General features: G+C 36.7%; 29 protein-coding genes. 6 read left to right on the plus strand and 23 right to left on the minus strand.

The features are described 5' to 3' along the window. Positions 1-6: 6 nt before the first annotated feature. Entirely contained in the window at positions 7-279 is a 273-nt protein-coding gene (locus IGI65_RS00855) for an HU family DNA-binding protein (protein WP_071864284.1), read from the minus strand. 289 nt (positions 280-568) lie between these two features. On the opposite strand from IGI65_RS00855, the gene IGI65_RS00860 reads away from it, so the two are divergent. Continuing rightward, on the plus strand, positions 569-1,300 hold the full coding sequence (locus IGI65_RS00860; RefSeq protein WP_071864283.1) for an MIP/aquaporin family protein: 732 nt from the start codon (positions 569-571) through the stop codon (positions 1,298-1,300). 56 nt (positions 1,301-1,356) lie between these two features. Here the strand turns inward: IGI65_RS00860 and IGI65_RS00865 are convergent, their stop codons facing one another. The 5 genes from IGI65_RS00865 to IGI65_RS00885 form a co-directional block, all read right to left on the minus strand. Beyond that, positions 1,357-2,253: a metallophosphoesterase gene (locus IGI65_RS00865; protein WP_438772950.1), complete on the minus strand. Its 897-nt coding sequence runs from the start codon at positions 2,251-2,253 to the stop codon at positions 1,357-1,359. Beyond that, on the minus strand, positions 2,231-2,632 hold the full coding sequence (locus tag IGI65_RS00870) for an iron-sulfur cluster biosynthesis family protein (protein ID WP_438772951.1): 402 nt from the start codon (positions 2,630-2,632) through the stop codon (positions 2,231-2,233). The genes IGI65_RS00865 and IGI65_RS00870 overlap by 23 nt, the downstream gene beginning before the upstream one ends. 58 nt (positions 2,633-2,690) lie before the next feature. Next, complete coding sequence (locus IGI65_RS00875) at positions 2,691-3,260, minus strand: GNAT family N-acetyltransferase (RefSeq protein WP_438772952.1); 570 nt, start codon at positions 3,258-3,260, stop codon at positions 2,691-2,693. 12 nt (positions 3,261-3,272) lie between these two features. Next, positions 3,273-4,853 (minus strand): amidohydrolase, encoded by a 1,581-nt coding sequence (locus IGI65_RS00880; RefSeq protein WP_438772953.1) that lies wholly within the window; start codon positions 4,851-4,853, stop codon positions 3,273-3,275. A 224-nt stretch (positions 4,854-5,077) separates the two neighbouring features. Next, positions 5,078-5,251 carry a hypothetical protein gene (locus tag IGI65_RS00885; RefSeq protein ID WP_438772954.1) on the minus strand — a complete coding sequence of 58 codons (174 nt, stop codon included), beginning with the start codon at positions 5,249-5,251 and terminating at the stop codon, positions 5,078-5,080. A 188-nt stretch (positions 5,252-5,439) separates the two neighbouring features. On the opposite strand from IGI65_RS00885, the gene IGI65_RS00890 reads away from it, so the two are divergent. After that, positions 5,440-5,889 (plus strand): YueI family protein, encoded by a 450-nt coding sequence (locus IGI65_RS00890; RefSeq protein WP_438772955.1) that lies wholly within the window; start codon positions 5,440-5,442, stop codon positions 5,887-5,889. A gap of 48 nt (positions 5,890-5,937) precedes the next feature. Further along, positions 5,938-6,351: a hypothetical protein gene (locus IGI65_RS00895; RefSeq protein WP_071864277.1), complete on the plus strand. Its 414-nt coding sequence runs from the start codon at positions 5,938-5,940 to the stop codon at positions 6,349-6,351. A 185-nt stretch (positions 6,352-6,536) separates the two neighbouring features. On the opposite strand, the gene gshAB is transcribed toward IGI65_RS00895, so the two are convergent. From gshAB to IGI65_RS00910, 3 genes are all read right to left on the minus strand, one after another. Then, positions 6,537-8,798, minus strand: a complete 2,262-nt coding sequence (gene gshAB / locus IGI65_RS00900) for a bifunctional glutamate--cysteine ligase GshA/glutathione synthetase GshB (RefSeq protein WP_438772956.1) — start codon at positions 8,796-8,798, stop codon at positions 6,537-6,539. Positions 8,799-8,973: 175 nt separating this feature from the next. After that, the gene (locus IGI65_RS00905) at positions 8,974-9,135 is read right to left on the minus strand and encodes a hypothetical protein (RefSeq protein WP_438772957.1); all 162 of its coding nucleotides are present in this window, start codon (positions 9,133-9,135) and stop codon (positions 8,974-8,976) included. Between the two features lie 365 nt (positions 9,136-9,500). Further along, complete coding sequence (locus tag IGI65_RS00910) at positions 9,501-10,529, minus strand: zinc-binding alcohol dehydrogenase family protein (protein WP_438772958.1); 1,029 nt, start codon at positions 10,527-10,529, stop codon at positions 9,501-9,503. Positions 10,530-10,722: 193 nt separating this feature from the next. On the opposite strand from IGI65_RS00910, the gene IGI65_RS00915 reads away from it, so the two are divergent. Then, entirely contained in the window at positions 10,723-11,232 is a 510-nt protein-coding gene (locus tag IGI65_RS00915) for an RNA polymerase sigma factor (protein ID WP_438772959.1), read from the plus strand. After that, entirely contained in the window at positions 11,213-12,286 is a 1,074-nt protein-coding gene (locus IGI65_RS00920; protein ID WP_438772960.1) for an anti sigma factor C-terminal domain-containing protein, read from the plus strand. The genes IGI65_RS00915 and IGI65_RS00920 overlap by 20 nt, the downstream gene beginning before the upstream one ends. A 282-nt stretch (positions 12,287-12,568) precedes the next feature. Here the strand turns inward: IGI65_RS00920 and IGI65_RS00925 are convergent, their stop codons facing one another. From IGI65_RS00925 to IGI65_RS00935, 3 genes are all read right to left on the minus strand, one after another. Then, the gene (locus tag IGI65_RS00925; protein WP_412258248.1) at positions 12,569-12,919 is read right to left on the minus strand and encodes a DUF2200 domain-containing protein; all 351 of its coding nucleotides are present in this window, start codon (positions 12,917-12,919) and stop codon (positions 12,569-12,571) included. A gap of 9 nt (positions 12,920-12,928) precedes the next feature. Next, entirely contained in the window at positions 12,929-13,699 is a 771-nt protein-coding gene (locus tag IGI65_RS00930; protein WP_438772961.1) for a hypothetical protein, read from the minus strand. Positions 13,700-13,860: 161 nt separating this feature from the next. Continuing rightward, the gene (locus IGI65_RS00935) at positions 13,861-14,523 is read right to left on the minus strand and encodes a cyclic nucleotide-binding domain-containing protein (protein ID WP_438772962.1); all 663 of its coding nucleotides are present in this window, start codon (positions 14,521-14,523) and stop codon (positions 13,861-13,863) included. A gap of 89 nt (positions 14,524-14,612) precedes the next feature. On the opposite strand from IGI65_RS00935, the gene IGI65_RS00940 reads away from it, so the two are divergent. Beyond that, positions 14,613-14,777, plus strand: coding sequence for a hypothetical protein (locus IGI65_RS00940; protein WP_412258254.1), 165 nt, complete (start codon positions 14,613-14,615; stop codon positions 14,775-14,777). A 43-nt stretch (positions 14,778-14,820) separates the two neighbouring features. Here the strand turns inward: IGI65_RS00940 and IGI65_RS00945 are convergent, their stop codons facing one another. From IGI65_RS00945 to IGI65_RS00995, 11 genes are all read right to left on the minus strand, one after another. Further along, entirely contained in the window at positions 14,821-15,324 is a 504-nt protein-coding gene (locus IGI65_RS00945) for a hypothetical protein (protein WP_438772963.1), read from the minus strand. A 69-nt stretch (positions 15,325-15,393) separates the two neighbouring features. Further along, positions 15,394-15,966, minus strand: a complete 573-nt coding sequence (locus IGI65_RS00950; protein ID WP_438772964.1) for a GNAT family N-acetyltransferase — start codon at positions 15,964-15,966, stop codon at positions 15,394-15,396. 15 nt (positions 15,967-15,981) lie between these two features. Then, positions 15,982-16,437 (minus strand): GNAT family N-acetyltransferase, encoded by a 456-nt coding sequence (locus IGI65_RS00955; protein ID WP_438772965.1) that lies wholly within the window; start codon positions 16,435-16,437, stop codon positions 15,982-15,984. A 300-nt stretch (positions 16,438-16,737) separates the two neighbouring features. Next, complete coding sequence (locus IGI65_RS00960; protein WP_071864261.1) at positions 16,738-18,132, minus strand: oxaloacetate decarboxylase subunit alpha; 1,395 nt, start codon at positions 18,130-18,132, stop codon at positions 16,738-16,740. 4 nt (positions 18,133-18,136) lie between these two features. After that, positions 18,137-18,673, minus strand: coding sequence for a citrate lyase holo-[acyl-carrier protein] synthase (citX, locus tag IGI65_RS00965; protein ID WP_438772966.1), 537 nt, complete (start codon positions 18,671-18,673; stop codon positions 18,137-18,139). Beyond that, a complete protein-coding gene (gene citF / locus IGI65_RS00970) occupies positions 18,666-20,198 on the minus strand; it encodes a citrate lyase subunit alpha (protein ID WP_071864259.1) in 1,533 nt (510 codons plus the stop codon). The genes citX and citF overlap by 8 nt, the downstream gene beginning before the upstream one ends. A 1-nt stretch (position 20,199) precedes the next feature. Beyond that, entirely contained in the window at positions 20,200-21,087 is an 888-nt protein-coding gene (citE, locus tag IGI65_RS00975; protein ID WP_071864258.1) for a citrate (pro-3S)-lyase subunit beta, read from the minus strand. Then, on the minus strand, positions 21,075-21,383 hold the full coding sequence (gene citD, locus IGI65_RS00980; protein WP_095006515.1) for a citrate lyase acyl carrier protein: 309 nt from the start codon (positions 21,381-21,383) through the stop codon (positions 21,075-21,077). Before citD ends, citE begins: the two co-directional genes overlap by 13 nt. Positions 21,384-21,393: 10 nt before the next feature. Beyond that, complete coding sequence (gene citC / locus IGI65_RS00985; RefSeq protein ID WP_438772967.1) at positions 21,394-22,389, minus strand: [citrate (pro-3S)-lyase] ligase; 996 nt, start codon at positions 22,387-22,389, stop codon at positions 21,394-21,396. Positions 22,390-22,411: 22 nt separating this feature from the next. Next, positions 22,412-22,534, minus strand: coding sequence for an OadG-related small transporter subunit (locus IGI65_RS00990; protein ID WP_095006513.1), 123 nt, complete (start codon positions 22,532-22,534; stop codon positions 22,412-22,414). A gap of 44 nt (positions 22,535-22,578) precedes the next feature. Then, complete coding sequence (locus IGI65_RS00995) at positions 22,579-23,694, minus strand: sodium ion-translocating decarboxylase subunit beta (protein ID WP_071864255.1); 1,116 nt, start codon at positions 23,692-23,694, stop codon at positions 22,579-22,581. Positions 23,695-23,732 lie beyond the last annotated feature (38 nt).

Below are 23,732 nucleotides of genomic sequence, written 5' to 3' on the forward strand. Positions count from 1 at the left end.
CGTTTTTTATTTTACAGCGTCTTTTAATTGTTTACCAGGTTTGAAAGCTGGTGTAACGGATGCTGGAATTTCGATTTCTTCACCAGTTTGTGGATTGCGACCTTTGCGGGCTGCACGTTTACGTGTTTCAAAAGTACCAAAGCCCATGATTTGAACACTGTCTTCTGCTTTAAGCGTAGTTTCAACAGTTTCAATAATGGCAGCCAATACAGCAGTAGCATCTTTTTTAGTAACCCCTGATTTTTCAGCCACAGCTGAAATTAAATCTGCTTTGTTCATTAATAATTCCTCCTACTCGGAATAAAATAATTAGGATGTTAAACAATCCTTGTCTTTTATTCTAGCAAAGTGCCTGTTATGGCGCAATAGAAAACACTTTCTATGATTACTATTAAAATAATTGTAATACTTTTAATGTTTATGTAACAGCATTTTTCCTGAAATTTTCACAAGTGTTATCATTTGTTTTTTTAAATAAAATCTGTTTTTATAGTAATGTTTGAGTTTTTTGCTTTATTTTTCTTGCACTTATTTTAAACTCAAGCAAAAATTTTAGGAGGTTTTTTATTTGGATTATTCATTAATGACACGCCTAGCAGCCGAATTTGTCGGAACAGCTTTTTTAATTATGCTAGGTAACGGCGCGGTAGCAAACGTCGATTTGAAAGGTACAAAAGGCTATGGTAGTGATTGGATGTTAATTGCCGTCGGTTATGGTTGTGGGGTTATGATTCCTGCGATGATGTTTGGTTCAATCAGTGGTAACCACATTAACCCTGCTTTTTCAATTGGTTTAGCAGTTGCTGGCATGTTTCCTTGGAGCGAAGTTTTACCTTATATTGTAGCGCAAATGCTAGGTGCCATTGTGGGTCAATTAATTGTCGTAGCGTGTTACAAACCTTACTATGACCAAACAGAAGATACAAACCATGTCTTAGGAACATTTTCAACAATTAACAGTGTCGGTTCAAAATTAAATGGTTTTGTTAATGAATTTTTCGGTTCTTTCATTTTGTTCTTTGGTGCCATCGGAATTACCAAAGCACCTTTTTTCCAAGATAACTTGGGTACAGCTCACTTTGCATTAGGTTTTCTAGTTTGGACTTTAGTTGCATCTTTAGGTGGACCAACTGGGCCTGGTTTAAATCCTGCTCGTGACTTGGGACCAAGAATTTTACACAGTATTTTACCTTTAAAATATAAAGGCTCTTCTCAATGGGATTACGCCTGGGTACCTGTTTTAGCTCCAATTTTAGCAAGTATTGTCGCTATCTTACTTTATAAAGGTTTATTCTTATAAAAAAGTTTTATTAAAAAAGTGATGACAAACGTTTTTAGACGTTTGTCATCACTTTTTTAATAATCAATAACGGTGAGTGCTTGTTCAAACTCACTTTTTAAATGTTGCGTTTGATATTCCTTAAACTGAGCTTCATGGGTTTTTAAAACCCCTCTTAATTTCATCGGATTATACTCTTCTACTAATTTATTTTCCAAAACGAAATTTCGCGTTAATTGCCATTCAAAAAAATAACCAAAAGGATGACAACTATACCAGGTCCCATGAATCTTTTGATCGTTAAAACGACGATGAGTATGGCCGAAGACTACCTGTTTAATATTGTCATACTGATTTAACAGCTCGCCCAATGCCGCCGAACCTAAAAAGGCGTTCAATTCATTCCAACGTTTTAATTTGGGTTCAGTCTGATAAACAATAAATTCTTTTTTGGGGACAAAATGCGTGGCTAAAATCACTTGTTTGTCCTCTTTTTGTAACGCATCCAATAAGATTTTTAAACGCCGCCGTAATTGCAAATCAACATTTGGATCACTGTCGTTTCTTTTAATGACACGATCATACCAATACAATTGTTTAACGGCTTTTATTTTTTCTTCATCCTCCAAAGTAGAAAAGCGATAATCATACCAACCGTTATATCCGACTAAAACAGTTGTATGATTTAGTGCCAATGCTTTTTGATTCAAAAAAGCCGGATTAGGATAATCTTCAATCTGCTCTGGGGCAAGATCAGCCATTTCATGATTTCCCCAATTAAAGGTAGTCGGAAAATATTGTTCAAAATACGCGACAATCGCCAGTGCTCGTTCAACCTTATTAGCTAAATCTCCCGCAAAATGCAGGCGATCAACCTTTTTTTCTTGTAAAACGGTGACGAGTTGGGCAAGATCTTCAGTCGTAAAACGATTAATATCGGCATGAAGATCACTAACAACCGCTAATTTTCCCACTATTACCACCTGCAATCACTTTATTAATCCGTAAAACGGGAATATTAGTCGCTAAAATACCACTCTTGCCTTTTAATTGCAGTGTATGCATCGCTTTATTTTCTACTAATTGCGTTTCATCTTCTAAATAACGCGCCGAACTTTTTTTCATTTTAATTGGACCTAACGCCGTTACTAACGTTTCATCATAAACTTCTAACCCTTTTACAGGATAATCTGCTGGTGTTAGTAAGATGCGAAAACTCAAATCCAATCGACAACTAAGCCCTGTATTTGCAAATGGACCATCGCCATCTTCAAAATCCAAATATATTAAATCTCCTGCGTGCATCTTGTTGCGGATATATTCTACTACATCTGTTTCAATTGAAAGTTTCATTTGATCATTTCCTTTCAAACACTGCTTTTAAATTACCACCTAAAAAATATTGTTACTTCTACATAATACGTTTTCGCCAATCAGACGCAGTAATCATGTAAAAAGCTTCATCAATAAGTTGCCCTTTCCATAAACGACTACTTTTGATTTCGGTAATTTTTTTCATCCCGATTTTTTCCATCACTCGTCCAGATTTACCATTTTCTAAATTATGATACGCCCCAATGGAAACTAGCTTCATTTGATCAAAACCTAAAACGAGGAGCGCAAAAGCCGCTTCTGGCATTAATCCCTGCCCCCAATAAGCTTTGTTTAAAGTATAGCCGAGTTCTCCGCGACCATAATTAGACTCCACGCGTAAATCAATGGTTCCAATCATTTTGCCACTCTTTTTTTCTTCAATGGCATACTTACCTAAAGGCTCAGCCATAAAATAATTGGCAATTGCAAATTTACTATCCTCTAAACTGCGATGCTGTAAAAAAACAAATCTTGTGGTCTCTTCATCACTGGCATATTCATACATATCTTGTGCGTCTGAAATTTGAACAGGCCGTAAGCGCAAACGTGTAGTCTCTAAAATCGTATTTTCCGCAAATGTGAGGGGAATATTAACCATTTCTTCCATTTTAACACCTCGCTAATTTTTGATTTCTGCTCCGCGTAAGTACATTTTTTCAATCGTTGTTTCCTGCCACTTTACTGGATTAGTAGTAAATAAATCTTGTGAAAGTACAATAATATCTGCACTTTGGCCGACTGAAAGCGTAGCTGTCTTGTCTGTTTTCACCATTTTAGCCGCTGCTTTTGTATAAAGTTGTAAAGCTGCAGGCAGATCAATTGCTTCTTTATGATTTAAATCTTCCCCATTGGCACCAATGCGCGTGACTGCCGCGGTAAGACTGGCAAAAACATCATCTGGTTTAATCCAAGCTGTCGCCGGTGCATCCGAAGATAAAGCTGTTGTAACACCACTTTTTAATAACGAAGCCAGCGGATAGCATTCTTTTAATCGTTTTTCCTCTAAATTTTTCTGATATGCCGCATATTCAGCATAGAGGAAAATAATTTGGGTGACAAAAGCAAAATTCATTTTGGCTGCCGCAAATTCTTTTAACAGTTTATCACTCAATAAAGTAGCATGTTCAATTCGAATAGAAGGACGATCTGTTAACCACGGTGCCAAATCACCATAAGTATCTAAAATCAGTTGAATTGACGCATCTCCCATCGCATGAATCGCAATTTGACAATCATTCTTTTTAGCAAATTCATAGGCAAATTTTAAATCTTCAACTGTATTGATAGCAAAACCGGTACTCTCTGAGTTTTTATAAGGCTTTTTAACTCGTGCCGTTTGATTGGAGATTGTCCCATCCATAAATAATTTAATGCCTGCTGCATGAACCTGAGGATGACTAGGTTGCGGTAGTGTGGTTAATTGCAGGCGTTTAATTTCATCAATTGAATAATACAAATAGACCTCTTGGGCTAGACCGCGACGGGCAGCTTCTGAATAAATTTCACCATAATCGTAAGGGGACATTAAACTAATCATATCGCTAATAACCCCAATACCACGGGCGCGATAGTGCGTTGTTAACTTCATGGTCTTTTTCACGACGTTTTCAAAAGTATCTTTTTCCTTAACGGCTTTAATTAACTTGGTGGCGCCATTTTCTATCATTACACCATTTGGATCACCATTTTTAAAATGGCCAATCATCCCACCAAAAGGATCTGGCGTTTCTTTTGTAATCCCAGCTAATTTTAACGCCACTGAATTAACCACACAAGAATGACAATCCGAGCGTAAAACATACACCGGCTGCGTTTTTGATACTTGATCTAAATCATCAATTGTCGGGGTGCGTCCTTCGGCAAGTTTTGATTCATCATACCCCCAACCTTCAATCCATGCATCTTTTTTGCCTACTTGAGGTGATTTTTTTAAAGCGGCAATCATCTCTTTAATACTGGCAACATTTGGTGGTGTACAAGCTACACTTCCAATTGTTTCAGCAATCCATAGAGGATGCGTATGAATATCCCAAAAACTTGGCAGCGTTAAACGGCCTTTTAAATCAACCACTTCATCGGCATTGCGTAAACGTGCCCCTTGGCTATCTCCTAGCCAACTCACTTTATCATCGGTTATTTCCATTGCAGAGAAAAATTTGTCACCAGTAAAAATTTTGCCATTTACTAAAATCCGTTTCACAAAAATCCCTTCTTCGTCCCTTTTTCTTTTTATTATAGTACAGAAATAAAAGAAAAGCTGAAGGAAACTCGCTCCGCTCTCAAGCAATAAGATAGAATTTTAATAAATTGTTTTTTTAAATTGCAGCTCTTTAGAATCGCTTACTAATAGAAATCAGTTAATTTTTCTATTAGCTAAAAAAAACACATCCACTAAAAAAGCAGACGTGTTTTTAAATCATCTTGTTATTTTGAACGCTCCATTTGCCGCGCCATAAAAAATTTCAACCCAACTGGTAAAAGAACCACAACTAAAACAAAAGCGATAATTTGCCCTAGCGAAAGATTGTCGATATATGTACTAACCAATAAAAATAAAATAATTAGTGGCAACAAGAGCTTCTCTTTTGGATTTTCCACAACAGCACTGTCCTCCTTGGCTAAGTTTTCACTTTATCCACTCAACAGTAAATATTATACCTCTTTCATTTTCAGAAAAAAAGCTAGTTTTTATTAAAACAACTGCACCAGTAATTATGCAAGCATTTTCTTACCTTTTCTTACAAACATGCTATAATTAATTTATTAGAATTATTGGGGGCGACGAGATGACAGACGAATTACAACAGCATTTAGATAAAGGCCGCTATGGTACGCCATTAGTTAATCCTGATGAACAACACAAATATATGGGAACTTTTCGAGAACGCTGTTATTTAAGTATGACGATTGCTCAAATGAAAAGTTCTGCTGACAAAGAAAGCTTTTTAACGGAGCTAAAAAAGCATGAAGATGCGACAATTCTTTTAAACGGTCAAATGCCAGAAAGTTTGCAAAGTGAATACATTCAACTAGCGACTAAGAATCATGCAAAATTTACTGTGGTAAATGATTTTGTAGACGCCAATCCTGATAGTTTTGGCTTACTTTTAGTCGCCAAAGAAGCCGTCAATGAGCCTGTGATTGATGTAGAAAAGAAATATCCCGAAGAAAAAAAAGCACCCGAGAAAAAGGATGAAGAAAAAAAGCACGGTTTCTTTGATCGCTTTTTCCATTAAAAAGCTAATCTACGCCACTATTTGCTACTAATCTGAGGAGGAAATGCGATGATACAACCAGAATACACCGCTTTAAAGACAGAATTACTCGAAGCTTTGGATACTCACATTGATATTTTAAAAGATGCTTCTTACATTCAAGTCGATCATTTAGACGGTATTATGTTTATGATGCGTAGTTTTGGCTTCATGCTGGACCGCGCACCGAAAGTTTTAGCTTGCGATGATAAAGAGGAAATGAATTATTTAATGTTTCAATATTATAGTCTCCTAACTGAATTAAAATATAATCTAACCTTAAATTTTCCTTATGCCAAGATTAATAACAAAAATTTGCTAGAAATCGTCGATGCCTTCCCGACCACTTACGAAAAGGAAATGAAAGCCTGGTGGGAAAATACTACCGGTTTAAAAGTGGAAGAAACAAAGCAAACAATTGAAATTAAAAGTTTTGAATACTAAGAATTATAAAGATTAAAACCTTTAGGAAATTTACTATAAACATTATTTATTCGCAAAAAAGGTTGTGACAAAAGTGACCAGCTTCAAGAAATAAGACGGAATTTCCGAAAATTGTTTTTCAAATTTTTAGAAATTCCGTCTTATTTTCGAAGAAGCTGCTTCTGTCACAACCTTTTTAATTATGCTTAGTTGATTTCAGGATATAAAAATTTTAAAACTGCCATGGTTAGACGGCGACTTTTTCCGCTAAAAGGATACACATGCATGTGCATGGCTGGATTAAAGTTGGCTTCAATAATCCCATAGGCGTTTGGTGAAGTTGCTGGTTGCAATTTATCGAGAATAATTAAATCAATCCCCGAAATTTTCGCACCTAAAGCCGTTACAGCTTTGGCGGCTACTTCTTTATAATCTTGTGAGAATTCATCGGTTACATCAATTGAATCGCCACCGGTACTAACGTTAGAGTTTTCTCTTAAATAAACAATTACCCCTTCAGCTGGAACACTTGTCGTGGCATAACCTTGCTCTTTTAACATCAACTTTTCAATTTCACCTAATTGAATCAGCTCTAATGGTGCGCGGTGGTGACTTCCTCGCAATGGATCTTCATTTTTTGCTGCGACTAACTCTGCAATTGTATGGCGACCATCCCCGACCACATTTGCCGGCACTCGTAACAAAATAGCTTTAACCGATCCATCTAAAACAAAGAAACGATATTCAGTTCCTGCCATGAATTCTTCCACCAAAACAGCAGAATCTTCTGCAAAAGCAATTGCTAATGCCTCTTTAAAATCAGCTAAACTAGCACCATGTTTAAAAATAGAAATTCCTAAACCATAGTTAGTCGATTTGGGTTTGACTACAAAACCACTGTCCGCAAATTTAGGATAAGCCAAAACCGCAGTCTCCATGTCCGCAAATTCTGATCCTTGTGGAACGCGAAAACCTGAATTTGCCAACACTTTTTTGGTAACTGTCTTATTTGCCATCATTAAAGGCACAACATAGCTGTCTTTACTGGTCATATTGGCATTTTTCACATATTCTGTGCGACCGGCAAAACGCAGTTGTAAAAATTGATCTTCTTCATCTAATACCGTGACCTGAACACCTTTTTGAATGGCATCAAACATTAAAATTTGCGTGGATAACTCCATTTTGGTAAATCCGGCTAATTGATAAGGTTTCTGCCAAGCTTGCGCTTGATTTTCTTTTGCCACCGTCTTAGCCCAAGTCGTCATATCTTCTTTTGTGACCGCATATAATCGTGCAGCTAATGTTTGGTTTGGATCTTCAAAAGCCTGTTGAGCAAAATCAAAGAAATCTTCTGCTAGTGGCAGTTTTAAGTTTTTAACCAGTTCTTTTAATCCTGCTACTAAATCCATGCCCTCTTCAACAAAATCTGTCACCCGATCTGGTCTTTCTAAAGCAACAAAATTATTGATGGCATCGCCTTTTGCTACCCAATCATCCGCAGCTTCAGTTTCTGGTAAATAAAGCATGTATAACATAAAGGCATGTAAAAATTCAATTTGTTTTTCATCGATACCAAAAGGTGCAAAAGGATTCAAATCAATATTACGTAATTCAATATAACGAATCCCAGTTTTTGCTAGATCTGCTACTTTTTGCCCACCTCTTAAGCGTACTGGTGCATAAAATTCTTTTTCTTCTGAGAGTTTACCAACTTCCACCATCCGCGCAATATCTGCAAGGTATTGTCCTAGACTTTCATAAGAAACCTGTACATCATCGTGATTGGTATAACCAAACCGGCTGTTGCGAATACTACGTACGGGTTCTTTAGGTGCAATATCTGCAACAAAATAATTTTCATTACTTGTCGGTGTTGCCCCAAATAAGTAGGTTAAAAACCAGCGATAGCGCAAATAATTGCGGGTCACTTTCAAGTAAATCGCTGTTTTGAAATCCGTAAAATCAGGATATTGCTCTTGAACCGCAAATAAGTTTTGTAAAAACTCTGCTCCAAATTCAAAATTGAAATGGATTCCACTGACCATTTGTTTTCTTTTACCATAAGTTTTGGCTAAATAACGCCGATACAAAACATCTTCAAAAGTATCTAATTTTGCAATCACGATGTCTTCATCTTTTAGCGGTAAAATCGGTGGCATACTTAACGGCCACATCATTTCTTCTTTTGGTAAAGAACGATATGCCACATCGTGAATAGCAGCAAGCCAACGCATCAACTCTTGTGGCGAGTTTGCAACTGGTGTCACTAATTCCAGTTGGGTTTCTGCAAAATCTGTTTGAATATAAGGATGATAAGCGCGGTTGCCTAAAATTTTGGGATGATCGGTTTTTGCCAGTTGACCGTTCACAGTAATACGTTGACTTTCTTTTTCTACGCCATAACGCGCTTGCCAAAGATAAGGTTGGAGCGCCTTTTCATGTAATAATTGCTTCATCGTTTTCATATGCGACTTCCTTTTAGTTAGTTTCATGCTCATTATATGGGAAAGCGGGCATAAAAAAAATGGAATTGCTCAAAGTTAAGGAAAATCCCATTTTAGCTTAACTTTTTAACATTTCCATTTGTTTTTTCACTTTTATAAAAAAGCAAGATGACACCTGAGTTAAATGTATCCCTTTTCATTTTTTAACAGGCTCCTTTTGATACGCAGCTAAGGAGTAGCCTGTTAAAGCAGCGGGTAATCCTAGCAGTAAAAAAAGGCGCCAATCCTGTAATTTGTAAAAATACGCCAGTAAAAAACCCACCAACGTTAATCCAAAATAATACTGAATTTTTCCCATTCTTTACTCCTTTCTTACGCATTTTATACCGGTGTTGTCCCCGTTAATACAATTAACACCCAATAAGCAACTAATCCTAAAATAATAGCAAGAATAACTTGTAGTATCTTCCCAATTATTTTTCTTTGTTCCATGATGTGTCCTCCGTTTTTTAAACCACCACCAAAGCAAAAAAACTCAACAACCAAATAAATAACAGATAAATTTTTAAATCAATTCAAAAGCCATTATTAAAAACACTTCAAATGATTTAAAAATTCATCTTAGAAGCTAAAAAACTAATACTATAAGAATAGTATAAAATAGACACCTCATTTACTAAAAATGCGAATTCCTATTTTAGTATTTTAAAAATAACGTCACTTTTATAAAAAAGGACCTGTAACCACCACTTTACCAACCATATGTCCCGCTTCTACCAAAGCCGTTGCTTTTTTTAAATTGGTCGCATTAATGCCTCCGGTAATAGTTTGCGTCAACGTAGTCTGAATTTCACCCTCATCCACCAACTGCGCTACATGAGCTAAAATTTTTCCTTGGCTGGCAATATCTGTGTGAAAATCTGTTTTCGTGAACATATACTCCCAATCAAAACTAACCGATAAATTTTTCCATGCAACTAATGGCAAGTCTTCTTTTATCGCTACAATTGTCCCCACATGCCCGAGTGGTGCGATTAAGGTACTGATTGCATCAAAATATGGTGTAATCGCATAAAGCACCGCGATGTAATCAAATTTTTTTGCTCCACCTGCGGCCAAATTTTTTTTCAAATCACCATGATAGTCAATGGGAAAATCGACTTTATTATAGCGTAACCATTCAAAATTATGCGGGCTACTGGTACCATAAACCGTCAAGCCTGCCCAATGTGCTAGTTGACTCATAACAGAACCCACACCACCACCGCTGTTGATTATGAGAATATTTTTTCCTTCATTTGCGTCCTTTTTAGCAATTAAACCAAATTTTTCAAATAATAATTCATAAGCGGTTATTGTTGTTAACGGCATTGCTGCTGCTTGGGCATCGGTTAATGTTTTGGGAGCTAAAGCACAAATTCGTCGGTCAACGAGTTGCAACTCTTGATTACTCCCAGCTCGTTTAGTCGTCCCAGCGTAATAAACTCTGTCTCCAATTTGAACATCATGAACATTAGCACCAGTTGCTATTACTTCACCCACAGCATCAAAACCTAAAATTTGCGGTTGCTTGGTTTTAGGGGCCGTTTGTCGCAATTTGGTATCCACTGGATTTACCGAAACACCTTTAACTGCAACTAATAAATCATTGGATAAAGGCTGAGGACGTGACACCTCGACATCTTGAAAACTATTGGGATCACTTAGGGGTAACCCTTCATAAAAACCCACTGCCGCAATTTTTCCCGTCATCTTTTCTCATCCTTTCCAAAAAAATCACTTTTTATCTATTACTTAAAATTAGTGTAACAAATATTTTTTTTTTAGACATTTTTTTAACCTTCATAAATCCCCTTTCAAAAAAAGTTAAAGGAAATGTTAAAATTAAAGAAATTATGTAACCAATTGGTAAAAGAAACGTTTTTAAAGTGAAGGGGTGAAAAAGATGAAGCCAGAACTGGCTATTTTATATGAACAATATGCTAAAGAATGCTGGCTTTATGCTTTTAGTCTAACCAAAGACGCTGCTTTAGCCGAAGATTTAGTGAGTGAAGCTTTTTATCAATTGGTTAAGTCATTAGACAGTTTAACCAAAGATATGGTGAAGTTTTGGCTCTTGCGAGTAATTAAAAATCGTTATCTAGACGAACAACGTCACAAAAAGAGGTGGCAAATGACCTCTTTTGAACAGGAAAGACCACCAGTAATTTCAAATTCTGCAACTTCACCTTTGGAACAACTTTTACATAACGAAAAAAAGAACAGGCTCTACCAAGCTCTTTATCTACTTTCTGATTCCCAACGAGAACTACTCTATCTATTTTACTTTTTAGATTGGTCGACAAAAGAGATTGCCGCTTTTACCAATTTATCACTGGGACAAGTAAAAACAAAAATGTATCGCAGCCGGCAAAAATTAAAGGAGATTTTACAAGATGAAACCACAAAATTTTGATTTTGAGAAAATACAAAAAAATATTAAGAAAAAAAATCAGCGAAAAAATTTACTTATTGTCGTGATGACTGTTCTTTTAACGCTCTGCTTATTTTGGTCAGTACCTAAAGTTTTAAACCAATTCTTTTATAATCCTGCTGGTAAAAATACGTATTTAGCTAATAATCAGTATCTTTTTACGCGGCAAATTTACAACGAACTAACTTTACCTAGTTATACGATGACTGACTTGACAATAGATCAAACTGGCATTGGTAGCTATCAAATTAAAGAAACTTATAGTCCAAAATATAGTAATGAGGTCGTAGGTTTTCAAGGCTTAGAAATAACGCGCAATAAACGCCACTATGATAATAATTTCTATCCCATCTCACCTATTTTCAGCCAAGAATTAGCAACCAAAAAAACAGCCTCTGCAGATAATAATCTAGCCAAAAGTAATTTGTTGGAAAATATCAAAGTTTTACCAAAAAGTACTTATGTGACCGTCGATCTTGCCTTTAAAGAAGATAAAAGTATCCCTGAGTATTCAGACTGGCTAAATGAGACTACTACTGGCGCAGACACATTATGGCAAGCTGTTCGGCCGCCACAAAATGCAATTACTCCAAATAAAACGCCAACGGTAGTAGGCTATGCTCCTACTGGCAGTTTTTCGGGCATTAGTGTGACAGTTACCAATGAAAAAAAATTAAATGAAGATTTTCCCCTCTTAATTGGCTATCTAGCTAATGATAAACAAAATAACTGGCCAGAAGAAAAAAGACAAACAACTCACTTTAAATCACTGCTTAACTACCTTATTGAAAATGAAGATTTTCTGGCCCAAGATGCCCATTTACTGCAAAAAACAACACTACAAAACATCTTACAAGCGGTGGAAACAAATGGTATTAAGATTTATGGTGTAACTTTACGCTTACCAGCTTTTGAACTAGAAAAAATCTTACAAAATGAAGTGATAAAAACTGCTTATATTACGCAATTAGATGTCTTTCCTCTTACTAGCCAAAGCGCGCAACTACCTGGATTTCACTATCCAACCGAAAAATAGAAAATCACCCAAAGCCACCACAGTTAGTAGGCTATATTGTCCTTAACTGTTTTGGTGATTTGGGTGTTTTTTTAATCTAAGCTACTAGTGCGTTTCATCCCATCTTTTTAGTAATAATGTTTCTAGCGTTACTGGCCCACCTCACAATTACGAGCAGTAGCGCAGGACGCTAAGGTTTGTTGTGCGATTGTTTTTAATTCACTAAATTTCATTTTGCTACTTCTTTATAAAGTTCTGGCATACAATTCAAGACATGAACATTAGCACTGCTAAAAAATAAAGCTAATTGCTACGCAAAATTTTTTCCAACGCTTTACCTTTGGCTAATTCATCAACTAATTTATCTAAATAGCGAATTTTTTGCATTAAAGGGTCTTCGATTTCTTCTACACGTACACCACAAACTACGCCCTTAATTGAATTTGCCGCAGGATTTAGTTGGGGCGCATTAGCAAAAAAAGTGGCAAAATCGGTTTTATTTTCAATTTCAGTTACTAATTGCTCGTAAGTAAAGCCAGTTAACCACATAATTACTTCATCTACTTCAGCTTTTGTTCGGCCCTTTTTTTCTGCCTTATTGATATATAAAGGATAGACTTTGGCAAATGGCATTTTGAAAATACGTTCTGACATTTCTTCCTCCTATTTTACTACTGTGTAGCTATCGATCGTATTACCTTTATCATCTTTTAAAACAAGCCAGCTATTGGTACCAGCAAAATATAAGAAATTCCCCAACTCATTGACACTTTTAAACACAATATCTTCTAGCGTCACAAAGTCTTTGATCTTATCTGCATGCTCGTCTCTTAATTGATTGGTAAAACGAACCGCAAAACCTACGCTGCCATCTTTATTTAAAGGTGCCTCCGCTTTTAAAACTGCGCCCTTTAATAACACCAGTTCATTGCGTTTACGCCAAATAGCCGCCCCCTTAGCTCCATTGTAATCAATATGAAATGTAATCTCACTTACTTTTTTATTCCAACGATGTTGCGCTTTAGCAGGTTTCTTTTTCACTTTTTCCATCGGATAACCTAAGAAACTAAACACCGTAAAAAGATCGCTTTGAAATGCAGCTAAATTATCGTATTGATTGCTGGGAATTTTTTCGGTCGGGTTTTTGGTCGTCACTTTTAACCCATTATCTTCCCACGCATTTAGTAGCTGTTGCAATAAAAGGACCGGCTCCATTTCCCAAGGCACTTCAATCACAATCGTATCGTGGCTATCGGATTGCTCACCTTCAAGTTCTGCAGTCTTAATTTGTCTATCTGCTGTTGTTAAATAAATACCGCGGTCTACTTTTTTCAAAAGTTTTGTTGCTGGCACAAAATATAAATGACTTTGCCATTGTTCCCAATTAATTTCGGTTAGCTCATCGGTAAGTGTTAAAGTAAAATTCAAGTTCATCTTAGCGCCTCCTATTTATTTCTTTGCTTTTATTTTAGCGGTAGTAAGACCTACAAACAATAAATGCGCCTAGCAAACAGTTCTAATTAAAATAGTCAGCTACCGCCATTTTTACTACTATAAATGAATGTTTGTGCAATTTGACAACTAGGACATATGTCTTATGACAAATAGCCGTTTGCAAACTGTTTTAATTTTACTGGTTGAATAATTTCATACCCCCCGGCTACTTTTAACAAAATACCGTCTGTGATTAAATCATTTAGTAGTCGAAACATATGGCGATAACTCATACCGATTGTAGCAGCCACATCGGTTAAATTATCAGTGAAAAAATTTTTATAAGCCGACTGCAAAATATAGCCACATAGGCGTTGTTTGCCGGGATAAAAAGCCGCTGATAAAAAATTTTCAGAGCTTAACAAAAGCTTTTCTGCTAAACCTTTGGCCATCTGGTTAAGAAAAAGCGTATTCTGCCGTAAATACGTTTCATTAGGTAAAATGGGCAAGGCGATACACTGAAAATTAGAAAGTGCCACCATAGTCGTAGCCGCTTCATCTTTATTCATCGCAAACTCCATATCTCCAATAATTCCATCTGAAATATAATACGCTAAAACTAAATTTTTACCATTATCGGCTAATGTACAGACTTTGGCTTTACCAGCTAATACTATCAGTAAACGATCGAATAACCCTCCTTGGGTAATAATCGTTTCTCTTTGGTCAAACTGCCACACTTCACACCCTCGCAAACAATCTTTTGCCAAGTTCCACTCGGTTAAAATCTGTTCTTGTTTTGCACCTAGCAACTTTTTTTGCAATGTATCCGCCTCCAATCTTTTTTATTATGACATATGTCCTATTAGAAGAAAAATAAAAGCAGTTAAACTAATTATAGGAGGTGAGAAAGATGTTACAATTTATCGTTTTATTTGGTATCATCACCGCTTTTTTACTCTTGATCAAATTCATGCAAGTTCAGTTTCAAAAAGGGACGCGTAGCTATCATGAACAATTGGCTCATTATGAAAATGCTTGGCAAAAACAAGTCATACGCCATGCCTTAAGAAGATAATAAAAAAGAAGCTGTTTACTTAAAAAGCAAACAACTTCTTTTTTTATTCTGCTTTATCAAAAGTTATATTTTCATGTTCGTAAACAAACCCTAATAGACTGACAAAGCCAACAATTAATACCTCTAAGTTTTCTTTTAAAACTTTAACGGCAAAAATGTAATTGTCCTGTTCTTTTGTAACTTTTACACTGGCAATTTTTTCATTTCCTCTTGTTATATCAAAATTTTCCCCTAAAAAAGCCCCCGCAAGCGCTAACTTTTCACCTTTAATTTCATAGCTAGTACGGAAATTTTGCATGTCTTTAACAATACTAATCTCGTTGTAGGCATTTAATTTCAAAAATAAGCGAGGTAAATCAACATAGCCCATACTGTAACGTTTGCGTTTTATTTCGCCTAGTTTTTTATCGTCTGATTGATACAAATAATATCTTTTTCTAGTTGGTAAGGTTAAAACTTCAGAGACGTAATACACTTCTTTTCCGTCGGCTAAAACTTGATATTTTTTTTCTGCGCCATTCCCTTTTTGAAACGTTAACTCCTTCATTTTCTTTCCTCCTTAACCCGTTGTCACTTTTATTATAACGCGAAACACTCGTTGTAAAAACGGATACATCTATTTTTCTAAAGCTGTCATTAGCTGCATAACAATCGGATAATCTACATTGATACTGCCGTCAAGATTATCACTCATTAAAGAAAAACCAAATTTTTTATATAAAAAAATAGCATCATGACTCCAAGTTTGGGTATGGAGATAAATGGTCGACTCTTCTTTCATTAATTTTTGAAAAAGCGTTAATATCTGGGCCACTAATGCCGTTGCCAAACCTAGACCTTGATATTCAGGCTTCACAGCTAACCAGTGGAATAAAGGATAGCTTTGCCTTTGTATTTGTTTTTGCCAAGCAGTACAAGTAGCGACTTTTTCTCCATTTGGCGCCACAATAAAGAGCATTTGCTGCGCTAATTTTTCTTTATAGGGGGCAAAAGTACGTTGAAAATAGGTTATGGCATCTGATTTACTCTCAAATTCTAAAACACTCGTTTCAATTTCAGCCCATGCTTTTTCATCGCCTACCTGATAAAACTGAAAAGAAAAACCACAAGGAAGATTTGCTGTTGCTACCGGTAGCTTTAATTGCCGTTTCATCCAGACTTCATGATAAGGGATTGATTTATCCAGCATACCTTTTCACTCCTTTTAAACGAGATCTTGGGCTAGACGAACCATATCTTTTAAAACAAGCCCATTTTCAATAATTGCTTCTTCATAATGACGTACAAAAAAGTCTTGCTCTATGTGCGTCATGCGAAAACCACATTTTTGATACAAGTAAAGTTGCGCAACTCCAGTTGATCCGGTTCCGATTTCTACTCTACGAAATCCCGCTTGCTTACTCCAATTCAATGCCTCAGTTATCATTTTCTGAGCCAATTTTTGGCCACGAAATTTTTTTGCCACTGCCAAGTTCATAATTTCCACAGTTTCTGGCCGTGTGGCTAATAAAACAATAACACCTGCGAGTTTCCCATTTTGATTTAGTTCAAAACACGTCCCACGACTGGTATAGTCTTTAACTATTTTTTTAGCGGGATCTGCATCTAATAATAATTCCCAGTGAGCAGGCGTGATGGTAGTAAATTTATTTATCTTCAAGTTTCTCCTCCTTGGACAGTTTTATTGCTCAAATTTAGTATATAACAAGGCTAACTTAGAAGATAGCTCACACCAAATTTCTATCAAAGTTAGAAAAGCCAAACGAACTCGTTTATTTCTCAAGTAATCATAAGAATACTTTTTCAGTAAATTACCGCTCAAATTTAGGGGAAATTTCATCTTATAAAAAAATAAGTTACTTCCTTAGTGTCATTTATTCGACAAAAAAGGAGGCGTGGCAAAATGCCACAACCTCCTTTCAGTGATTAATTGCATTAAAATTTTGAATTGCAAACTTTCTTATTCCAGGTCAATTTTTACATTCACCGTTTGGAGCGGCACATCATAAAATGGATCTTCCCGTCGTCCTAAGAAATCTTTGGCTTGTTGGGGGAAAACAGCATAACTTAATACATCTTCGGTTGATTTTGCGTATTGCTTGATTTCTGCTTCAAATTCAGGCAGTTGTGGTGCTAATAAATCAGCCGGACGTTGGGTAATAACTGGTTCATTTCCAATAATTTTTTCTTTAATCTCTGGTTTAATGGCAACAGGAGGTTTACCATACAATCCCCGCACGTAATCTTTGATTTCGTTTGGCACTAGCTTGTATCGTTCTCCAGCTAAAATATTCATTAACGCTTGGGTTCCCACCATTTGTGATAATGGCGTTACAAGTGGCGGATAACCTAAGTCGGCGCGGACTTTTGGCACCTCGGCTAAAACTTCATCATATTTATCAGCATTGCCTTGTTCGGTTAACTGACTTAAGAGATTGGATAACATTCCACCAGGCACTTGATAAATTAAGGTTTTAGGTTCGGTATCTTTTACTTTAGGATTTAATAAGCCTTCATTGCGGAAATGATCGCGAATCGGATTGAAATAATTGGCAATTTCTTCCAATTTATCCATTTTTAAGCCTGTATCAAAACCTAATCCAGCTAATGCAATGGCGACAGATTCTGTCGCTGGTTGACTTGTCCCACCAGAAAATGATGAAATGGCAGTATCAATAATATCTGCGCCGGCTTCTGCCACTTTTAAATAGGTCATTTCTGAAATACCACTTGTGGCATGGGTATGAACTTCTAGTGGTAATGAAATACTATCTTTAATGCGACTGACTAATTCAAAACCAGTAGCTGGTGTTAAGACTCCCGCCATGTCTTTAATACAAATTGAATCTGCCCCAAGTTCTGCCATTTCTTTGGCTAAACCGACAAAATAATCAACTGTATGAAAATCACTAGTAGTGTAAGAAATTGCTGTTTGGCAATGTCCGCCAGCTTCTTTACAAGCTTCAATTGAGGTCTTTAAGTTACGCGTATCATTTAAAGCATCGAAAACACGAACAATATCAATGCCATTTTCAACTGATTTCATCACAAACTCTCTTACCACATCATCTGCATAGTTTTTATATCCTAAGAGATTTTGTCCTCGTAATAACATTTGTAACTTCGTGTTTTTTACTTCTTTACGAATAAGACGCAATCTTTCCCATGGATCTTCATTTAAAAAACGTAGGCAAGAATCAAACGTTGCGCCTCCCCACATCTCCAATGAATGAAAGCCCGCTTCATCCATTGTTTTGATGATTGGTAACATATCTGCTGTTGGCATCCGGGTGGCTATTTGACTTTGTTGGCCGTCCCGCAAGACCGTTTCCATAAAACGAATTTGTTTGGTCATTCCACTACTCCTTTCCCTGTTCAATTATAGTGATAATTTTTGCTTGCATTTCTTCAATCGTATGGGTTCTAGCTCGCCCACAGACCTTGGCATCTTGATTACAAATAAGGCAACTTCTAGCCGGAAAGCCTAAATCCTGTCGACTGATTGATTGTATTTTGTCATCTTTTAACCACAAAACATCTAAATCTACCAGCCGTCCTCGGGAGTTCTTTTCTTCAACTTCAACCATTTTTCTTTTTAATAGTTCTGGAGAAATTTCGGCTAACAAAAAAAATTCTAGGCCAGTTTTACGCGAAAAATAATTTGTTTCGATGATAAAGAAATCTTTTAATTCTTTACGAACTGTTTCGACTAAAGCAATAAATGTTTTTTCCAAAGCCGGTGTGTTTTTTACTGGTCCGGGAATATTCAGCGTGGCTGAAAGTAAACTTGCCTGCGGACATTGGGCTAGTAGTGCTTGTTGCAATGTCACTCTTTGTTCTCTAGCAGCTAATATTTCTGATAGAGTAACCATTTCCCCTTGAAAATAATTAGACATTTTTAACCACATCGATAATTGAGCCATCGCGATATTCAATTAAAGCGACAACTTTATCACCATATTGAATCGGTTGTGGTGTGCCGACGATGCTATAGGCTTTTTCTTTTAATTCTTCAATCGTAAATTGTGGCACATCTAGCTTTTTGAAATGTTCGATTAAATCTTGACGCGCTGGATTGATCGCAATCCCAACTTCTGTGACCACTACATCGATACTTGAACCTGGCGTTACAACTGTATTCACTTTGTCCACAATTGTAGCGATGCGACCCCGAATAATCGGCGCAATAACAAGACTCATTTTGCATGCCATTGAAGTATCTGAGTGTCCGCCTGAAGCCCCACGAATTACACCATCAGAGCCGGTAATGACATTCACATTAAAATCAGTATCAATTTCTAACGCTGATAAAATTGCTGTATCCAGTTGGTTAATCACTGAACCTTTACTTAGAGGTGAAGCATACATGTTGGCATCAATTTCATAGTGGTTTGCATTTTTTCCTAACGAAATCGCAGAGGGATGATCAAAATCTTGGACATCGATAATTTTTTCAACTAAACCTTCTTCTAATAATTCCACCATCGCATTGGTAATTCCACCTAGTGCAAAACTCGCTTTAATACCATCTTTAAGCATTGCTTCTCGCATAAAACGAGAAACAGCTAATGCTGCGCCACCAGTACCTGTTTGGAAAGAAAAACCTTCTTTATAGTATGGTGAATTGGTAATGACTTTGGCTGCATATTCAGCAATTAATAATTCTTTAGGATTTTTCGTAAAACGCGTAGCTCCTTTGGCAATGCCGTTTGGATCACCAATTGCATCGACTTCTACCACGTAATCAACATCCGTTTGAGGAATACTAATTGGTGTATTGGGATAAGGCATTAAAGTATCTGTAATAATTACGACTTGATCAGCATATTTGGCATCGATCATCGCATAACCTAAAGAACCACACGTTGCTTTACCCACAGTTCCGTTAGCATTACCATATTCATCAGAGCTTGGTGCACCTAAAAATGCTACGTCAATATGCACATCACCAGCAGCTATCGCTCGTGCCCGTCCACCATGGGAACGAATCACAACTGGATTTTCCATAATACCTGCTGAAATAGCAGCTCCAACTTTATCGCGTAAACCACTGGAAGTAATATTTGTTACTACGCCATTTTTAATATGATCAATCAACGGTTCATGAACGTTAGCAATAGAACTTGGTGCAATCGACAAATTTTTAATTCCCATTTTGGCAATCTCTGCTAAAACCATGTTCATCACAAAGTCACCTTCACGGAAATGATGGTGAAAAGAAATTGTCATCCCATCTTTTAAGCCTGTTTTTTCAATCGCTTCGCGAATACTTCCTAATAATTTAGTATCTCTCGGTTTAACGGGTTTAATTTTACGACTTGATTCTTGGTATTCTTTGATGTTGGCTAATTCCCCTTCAAAAACACCGTATTCATCAGCAAATTGTGTTGGAATTTCGCGACCTAATTTATTTGTTGTCATTTTAAATATCCTCCTCGGAAATCAACTTGGCAGCTTTTGCTAACGCAATAACACGTTCTGCCCGTTCCACGATAGGTTTATCTACCATTTTTCCGTTAACTGAAATAACACCAGATCCTTTGGCTTCGGCTTCTTTAATGCCCCAAATGACTTCTTTTGCGTCTTGAATTTCTTTTTCAGTTGGTGCATATACTTTATTGACAAGCGGGATTTGACGCGGATTAATGACTGACTTACCGTCAAAACCAAGCTGTTTAATCATTTCCACTTCTTTTAAGAAGCCTGCTTCATTATCAACATCAGAATAAACTGTATCAATTGCTGCAATTCCTGCTGCTCTAGCAGAATGCAAGATAAAACTACGAGCAAAGAATAATTCTTGTCCATCTGGATAACGTCGGGTACGCATATTGGTGACATAATCTTCAGCCCCTAAAGCAATCCCGATTAATCGGGACGATGCTTTGGCGATTTCTCTTGCGTTTAATACGCCTTCAGCTGATTCAATGGCTGCCATCATTTTAGTAGTCCCCACAGTAATGCCATTAGCTTCTTCTACTTTGGTGATTTCTACATCTACGTCAACAATATCTTGGGCTGTTTCTGTTTTTGGTAGTCGAATGACATTGACTCCGGCTAAGACCATTGCGGCAATATCTTGCACACCCACCGTGTCCAAACTATTAATGCGGACGACAGTTTCAACACTACTGTAGTCAAATGTTTTTAAAGCAAAATGAACCAATGTCCGAGCAGAATCTTTTTCTTTTAAAGAAACCGCATCTTCTAAGTCGAACATAATGGAATCTGCTCCGTATAAAGGTGCATCTCTTAACATCGCCGCATTAGCTCCAGGTACAAACATCATTGTTCTTCTTAAGCGTTCCATGAGTCAATCTCCTTCCAGTCGTATGCTGTTACTTCACTAGCACGATGAACCGCCGTTAAAGTGCGCGCTTGAATGGTACAATCTAATGCCCCTTTATCAATCGCCGTGACTTTAGCAGCTGTTACCCCCAAACGATTTAGTGTTTCAGTAATTAAATCGCGAATTTGTTGCCCGTATTGTTTTTCAACACTACTGTCTAATTCAATCACGATTTTTTCTTCTTGGTTTGGAGCGACCGTTACCATAATGTCACTAGACTCTACAGTACCAGCTACTGCACTTTTTTTGATTTCCACAATTTTCACCTCAAATTTTATTTTTATCTTTCAAATAAGCAAAAACATTATCCGGTAAAAAGGACTCTACAAGCGACTCATTGTGTTCTTTTAGGGCTTGTCGCACTTTAGTGGCGCTGACGATTTCACCTTTAATAGCCAGACGAGGCAAGATAGTCAGTGACAATTCCGGATCGAAGACTTCTTTCATGGCTTCATTATAAATATTAGTTACTTTTGAATATGGTTCTTCACCAACAAAGCGTTTTTTGATATGCAGAACCGGCGCAATTCGCTCTTTAAAAAGTGTTGCATCTAAGCGAGCTTGAACGCGGGCAATATTTAATTGGGCTCGGTCTTTTAAAAAGTAGGCAGGAAAGGTTAAAGATGAAACCATATAATCCCGTGCAGGTAAAACTGTTACATCTTCGAATTCTTTTAAACCTGCTTTTACTAAGGTAAAACGCTCGGAACTTTTAAACTCTGATTTTTCTTCTGAGACAACAAAAACATAAACATGATCGCAAACTTTACGCGCTTGCTCTACTAAATATTTATGCCCCAAAGTAAAAGGGTTGGCATTCATGACAATGCTACCGTTTTGCCCTTGACGATCAAACTGACCAATTTCATGGAGATAGTCAGTAAAATCAGGATTTCCTTGTTCCATAAACAATACTTCTTTTACACTGATGATTTTCTTAAACCCCAAAGAGCGAAAAATCACTTCTTTATCTGGTTTGGTGTAAACAAAATAATGAAAAATGTTTTCTTCATGTAAACGATCGATTAGATGCACAATAATTTGCGTCAATAAGTTTTCTGATTGATAACTTTTACAAACCAGCAAATACTTAATGATATTATTTGCTAAAGAACCAGTGGCAATTAACTTTTCCCCGTCATAAATACCAACAGTATAAGTGGCATCATCTTCTGGAAATAAATCGCCAGTTTTTAAAAATTCACGCCACTGCTCATACTCTTTGGCATCTTTTGCTAACCAGAGTCTTTTTTGTGTCAACATCTTTTCTCACCTGATTACTTTTTTATTTTGGCGGAAATAATTTCGCCAATAATTGTGAAGCTGCGTAAATAATTAAAATTACAACAAAAACGCCACCCCAACCAAAGCCTAATAATTCAAACGCAATTTTTAAATCTTCAAACATGGTTATCCTCCTTTTGTAGTCAGATTACTTTTCTGCTGCAATGATTAGACTAAGAGTGCTAATAACAAGCCACCTGCAATAACTGAAGCAATCTGACCTGAAACGTTCGCACCAGCAGCATGCATTAAAATAAAGTTTTGTGGGTCTTCTTCTGTAGCCATTTTTTGAATTACCCGACTTGACATTGGGAAAGCTGAGATACCAGCAGCACCAATCATTGGGTTTACTTTTTCTTTTCTAAATAAGTTTAAGACTTTTGCAAAAAGCACGCCGCCAATTGAATCCATGACAAACGCCACTAAACCTAAGCCGATAACGATTAAAGTATCTACTTTTAAGAAATCATGAGCTTGCATTTTGACAGAAATTGTTAAACCAAGCAAAATACTCACAAGATTTACTAATTCATTTTGGGCAGAAACAGATAAACGATCTAATACGCCACATTCTCTTAATAAGTTACCAAACATTAAAAAGCCGACTAAAGGTAATGACACAGGAGCGATTAAGCCTGCGACAATTGTAATTACGATTGGGAATAAAATTTTAGCGGTTTGAGAGACTGCACCAGCGTGATAAGTCATCCGAATTTGACGTTCTTTTTTAGTTGTAACAGCCTTAATCGCCACTGGTTGAATGATTGGTACTAACGCCATGTAAGAGTAAGCCGCAACCATAATTGCCCCCATATATTTGGAATTTAAGGTGTTGGCAACAAAGATTGAAGTTGGACCATCTGCAGCACCGATAATTCCGATTGAAGCTGCATCGTTAATATCAAAACCAAGCAAGACTGCTACGATAACAGTAAAGAAAATACCAAATTGGGCCGCAGCCCCAAATAATAGCAAGAATGGATTTTGTAATAATGGGCCAAAGTCAATCATGGCACCAATCCCGATAAATAATAGCAATGGGAATAATTCTGTACTGATACCGGCATCAAATAAAACTTGAAAAGGACCAGCCTCGCCACCTGCTTGTAAAACACCTGAATTAGGGAAGTTTACTAAAATTGTCCCTAAGCCCATGGGCACTAATAATGTTGGTTCGTATTCCTTTTTAATTCCCAAGTACATCAACAAACCACCGATAAGCATCATCACAATTCTGCCCGGCTCTTGTCCCATACCGATAATTCCTTCTAAAAGAGTTTCCACTTCATTCACTTCCTATTTTAAATTTTCATTGCCAAACC

The organism is Enterococcus sp. DIV0755b (genome assembly GCF_051713765.1).
Lineage (GTDB): Bacteria > Bacillota > Bacilli > Lactobacillales > Enterococcaceae > Enterococcus_C > Enterococcus_C canintestini.

Coding starts and splice junctions, on each gene's coding strand:
- IGI65_RS00855 (WP_071864284.1), bottom strand. CDS start 279: ATGAACAAAGCAGATTTAATTTCAGCTGTGGCTGAAAAATCAGGGGTT.
- IGI65_RS00870 (WP_438772951.1), bottom strand. CDS start 2,632: ATGAAACTTTCAATTGAAACAGATGTAGTAGAATATATCCGCAACAAG.
- IGI65_RS00875 (WP_438772952.1), bottom strand. CDS start 3,260: ATGGAAGAAATGGTTAATATTCCCCTCACATTTGCGGAAAATACGATT.
- IGI65_RS00890 (WP_438772955.1), top strand. CDS start 5,440: ATGACAGACGAATTACAACAGCATTTAGATAAAGGCCGCTATGGTACG.
- IGI65_RS00895 (WP_071864277.1), top strand. CDS start 5,938: ATGATACAACCAGAATACACCGCTTTAAAGACAGAATTACTCGAAGCT.
- gshAB (WP_438772956.1), bottom strand. CDS start 8,798: ATGAAAACGATGAAGCAATTATTACATGAAAAGGCGCTCCAACCTTAT.
- IGI65_RS00905 (WP_438772957.1), bottom strand. CDS start 9,135: ATGGGAAAAATTCAGTATTATTTTGGATTAACGTTGGTGGGTTTTTTA.
- IGI65_RS00910 (WP_438772958.1), bottom strand. CDS start 10,529: ATGACGGGAAAAATTGCGGCAGTGGGTTTTTATGAAGGGTTACCCCTA.
- IGI65_RS00915 (WP_438772959.1), top strand. CDS start 10,723: ATGAAGCCAGAACTGGCTATTTTATATGAACAATATGCTAAAGAATGC.
- IGI65_RS00920 (WP_438772960.1), top strand. CDS start 11,213: ATGAAACCACAAAATTTTGATTTTGAGAAAATACAAAAAAATATTAAG.
- IGI65_RS00925 (WP_412258248.1), bottom strand. CDS start 12,919: ATGTCAGAACGTATTTTCAAAATGCCATTTGCCAAAGTCTATCCTTTA.
- IGI65_RS00930 (WP_438772961.1), bottom strand. CDS start 13,699: ATGAACTTGAATTTTACTTTAACACTTACCGATGAGCTAACCGAAATT.
- IGI65_RS00940 (WP_412258254.1), top strand. CDS start 14,613: ATGTTACAATTTATCGTTTTATTTGGTATCATCACCGCTTTTTTACTC.
- IGI65_RS00945 (WP_438772963.1), bottom strand. CDS start 15,324: ATGAAGGAGTTAACGTTTCAAAAAGGGAATGGCGCAGAAAAAAAATAT.
- IGI65_RS00950 (WP_438772964.1), bottom strand. CDS start 15,966: ATGCTGGATAAATCAATCCCTTATCATGAAGTCTGGATGAAACGGCAA.
- IGI65_RS00960 (WP_071864261.1), bottom strand. CDS start 18,132: ATGACCAAACAAATTCGTTTTATGGAAACGGTCTTGCGGGACGGCCAA.
- citX (WP_438772966.1), bottom strand. CDS start 18,673: ATGTCTAATTATTTTCAAGGGGAAATGGTTACTCTATCAGAAATATTA.
- citF (WP_071864259.1), bottom strand. CDS start 20,198: ATGACAACAAATAAATTAGGTCGCGAAATTCCAACACAATTTGCTGAT.
- citE (WP_071864258.1), bottom strand. CDS start 21,087: ATGGAACGCTTAAGAAGAACAATGATGTTTGTACCTGGAGCTAATGCG.
- citC (WP_438772967.1), bottom strand. CDS start 22,389: ATGTTGACACAAAAAAGACTCTGGTTAGCAAAAGATGCCAAAGAGTAT.
- IGI65_RS00990 (WP_095006513.1), bottom strand. CDS start 22,534: ATGTTTGAAGATTTAAAAATTGCGTTTGAATTATTAGGCTTTGGTTGG.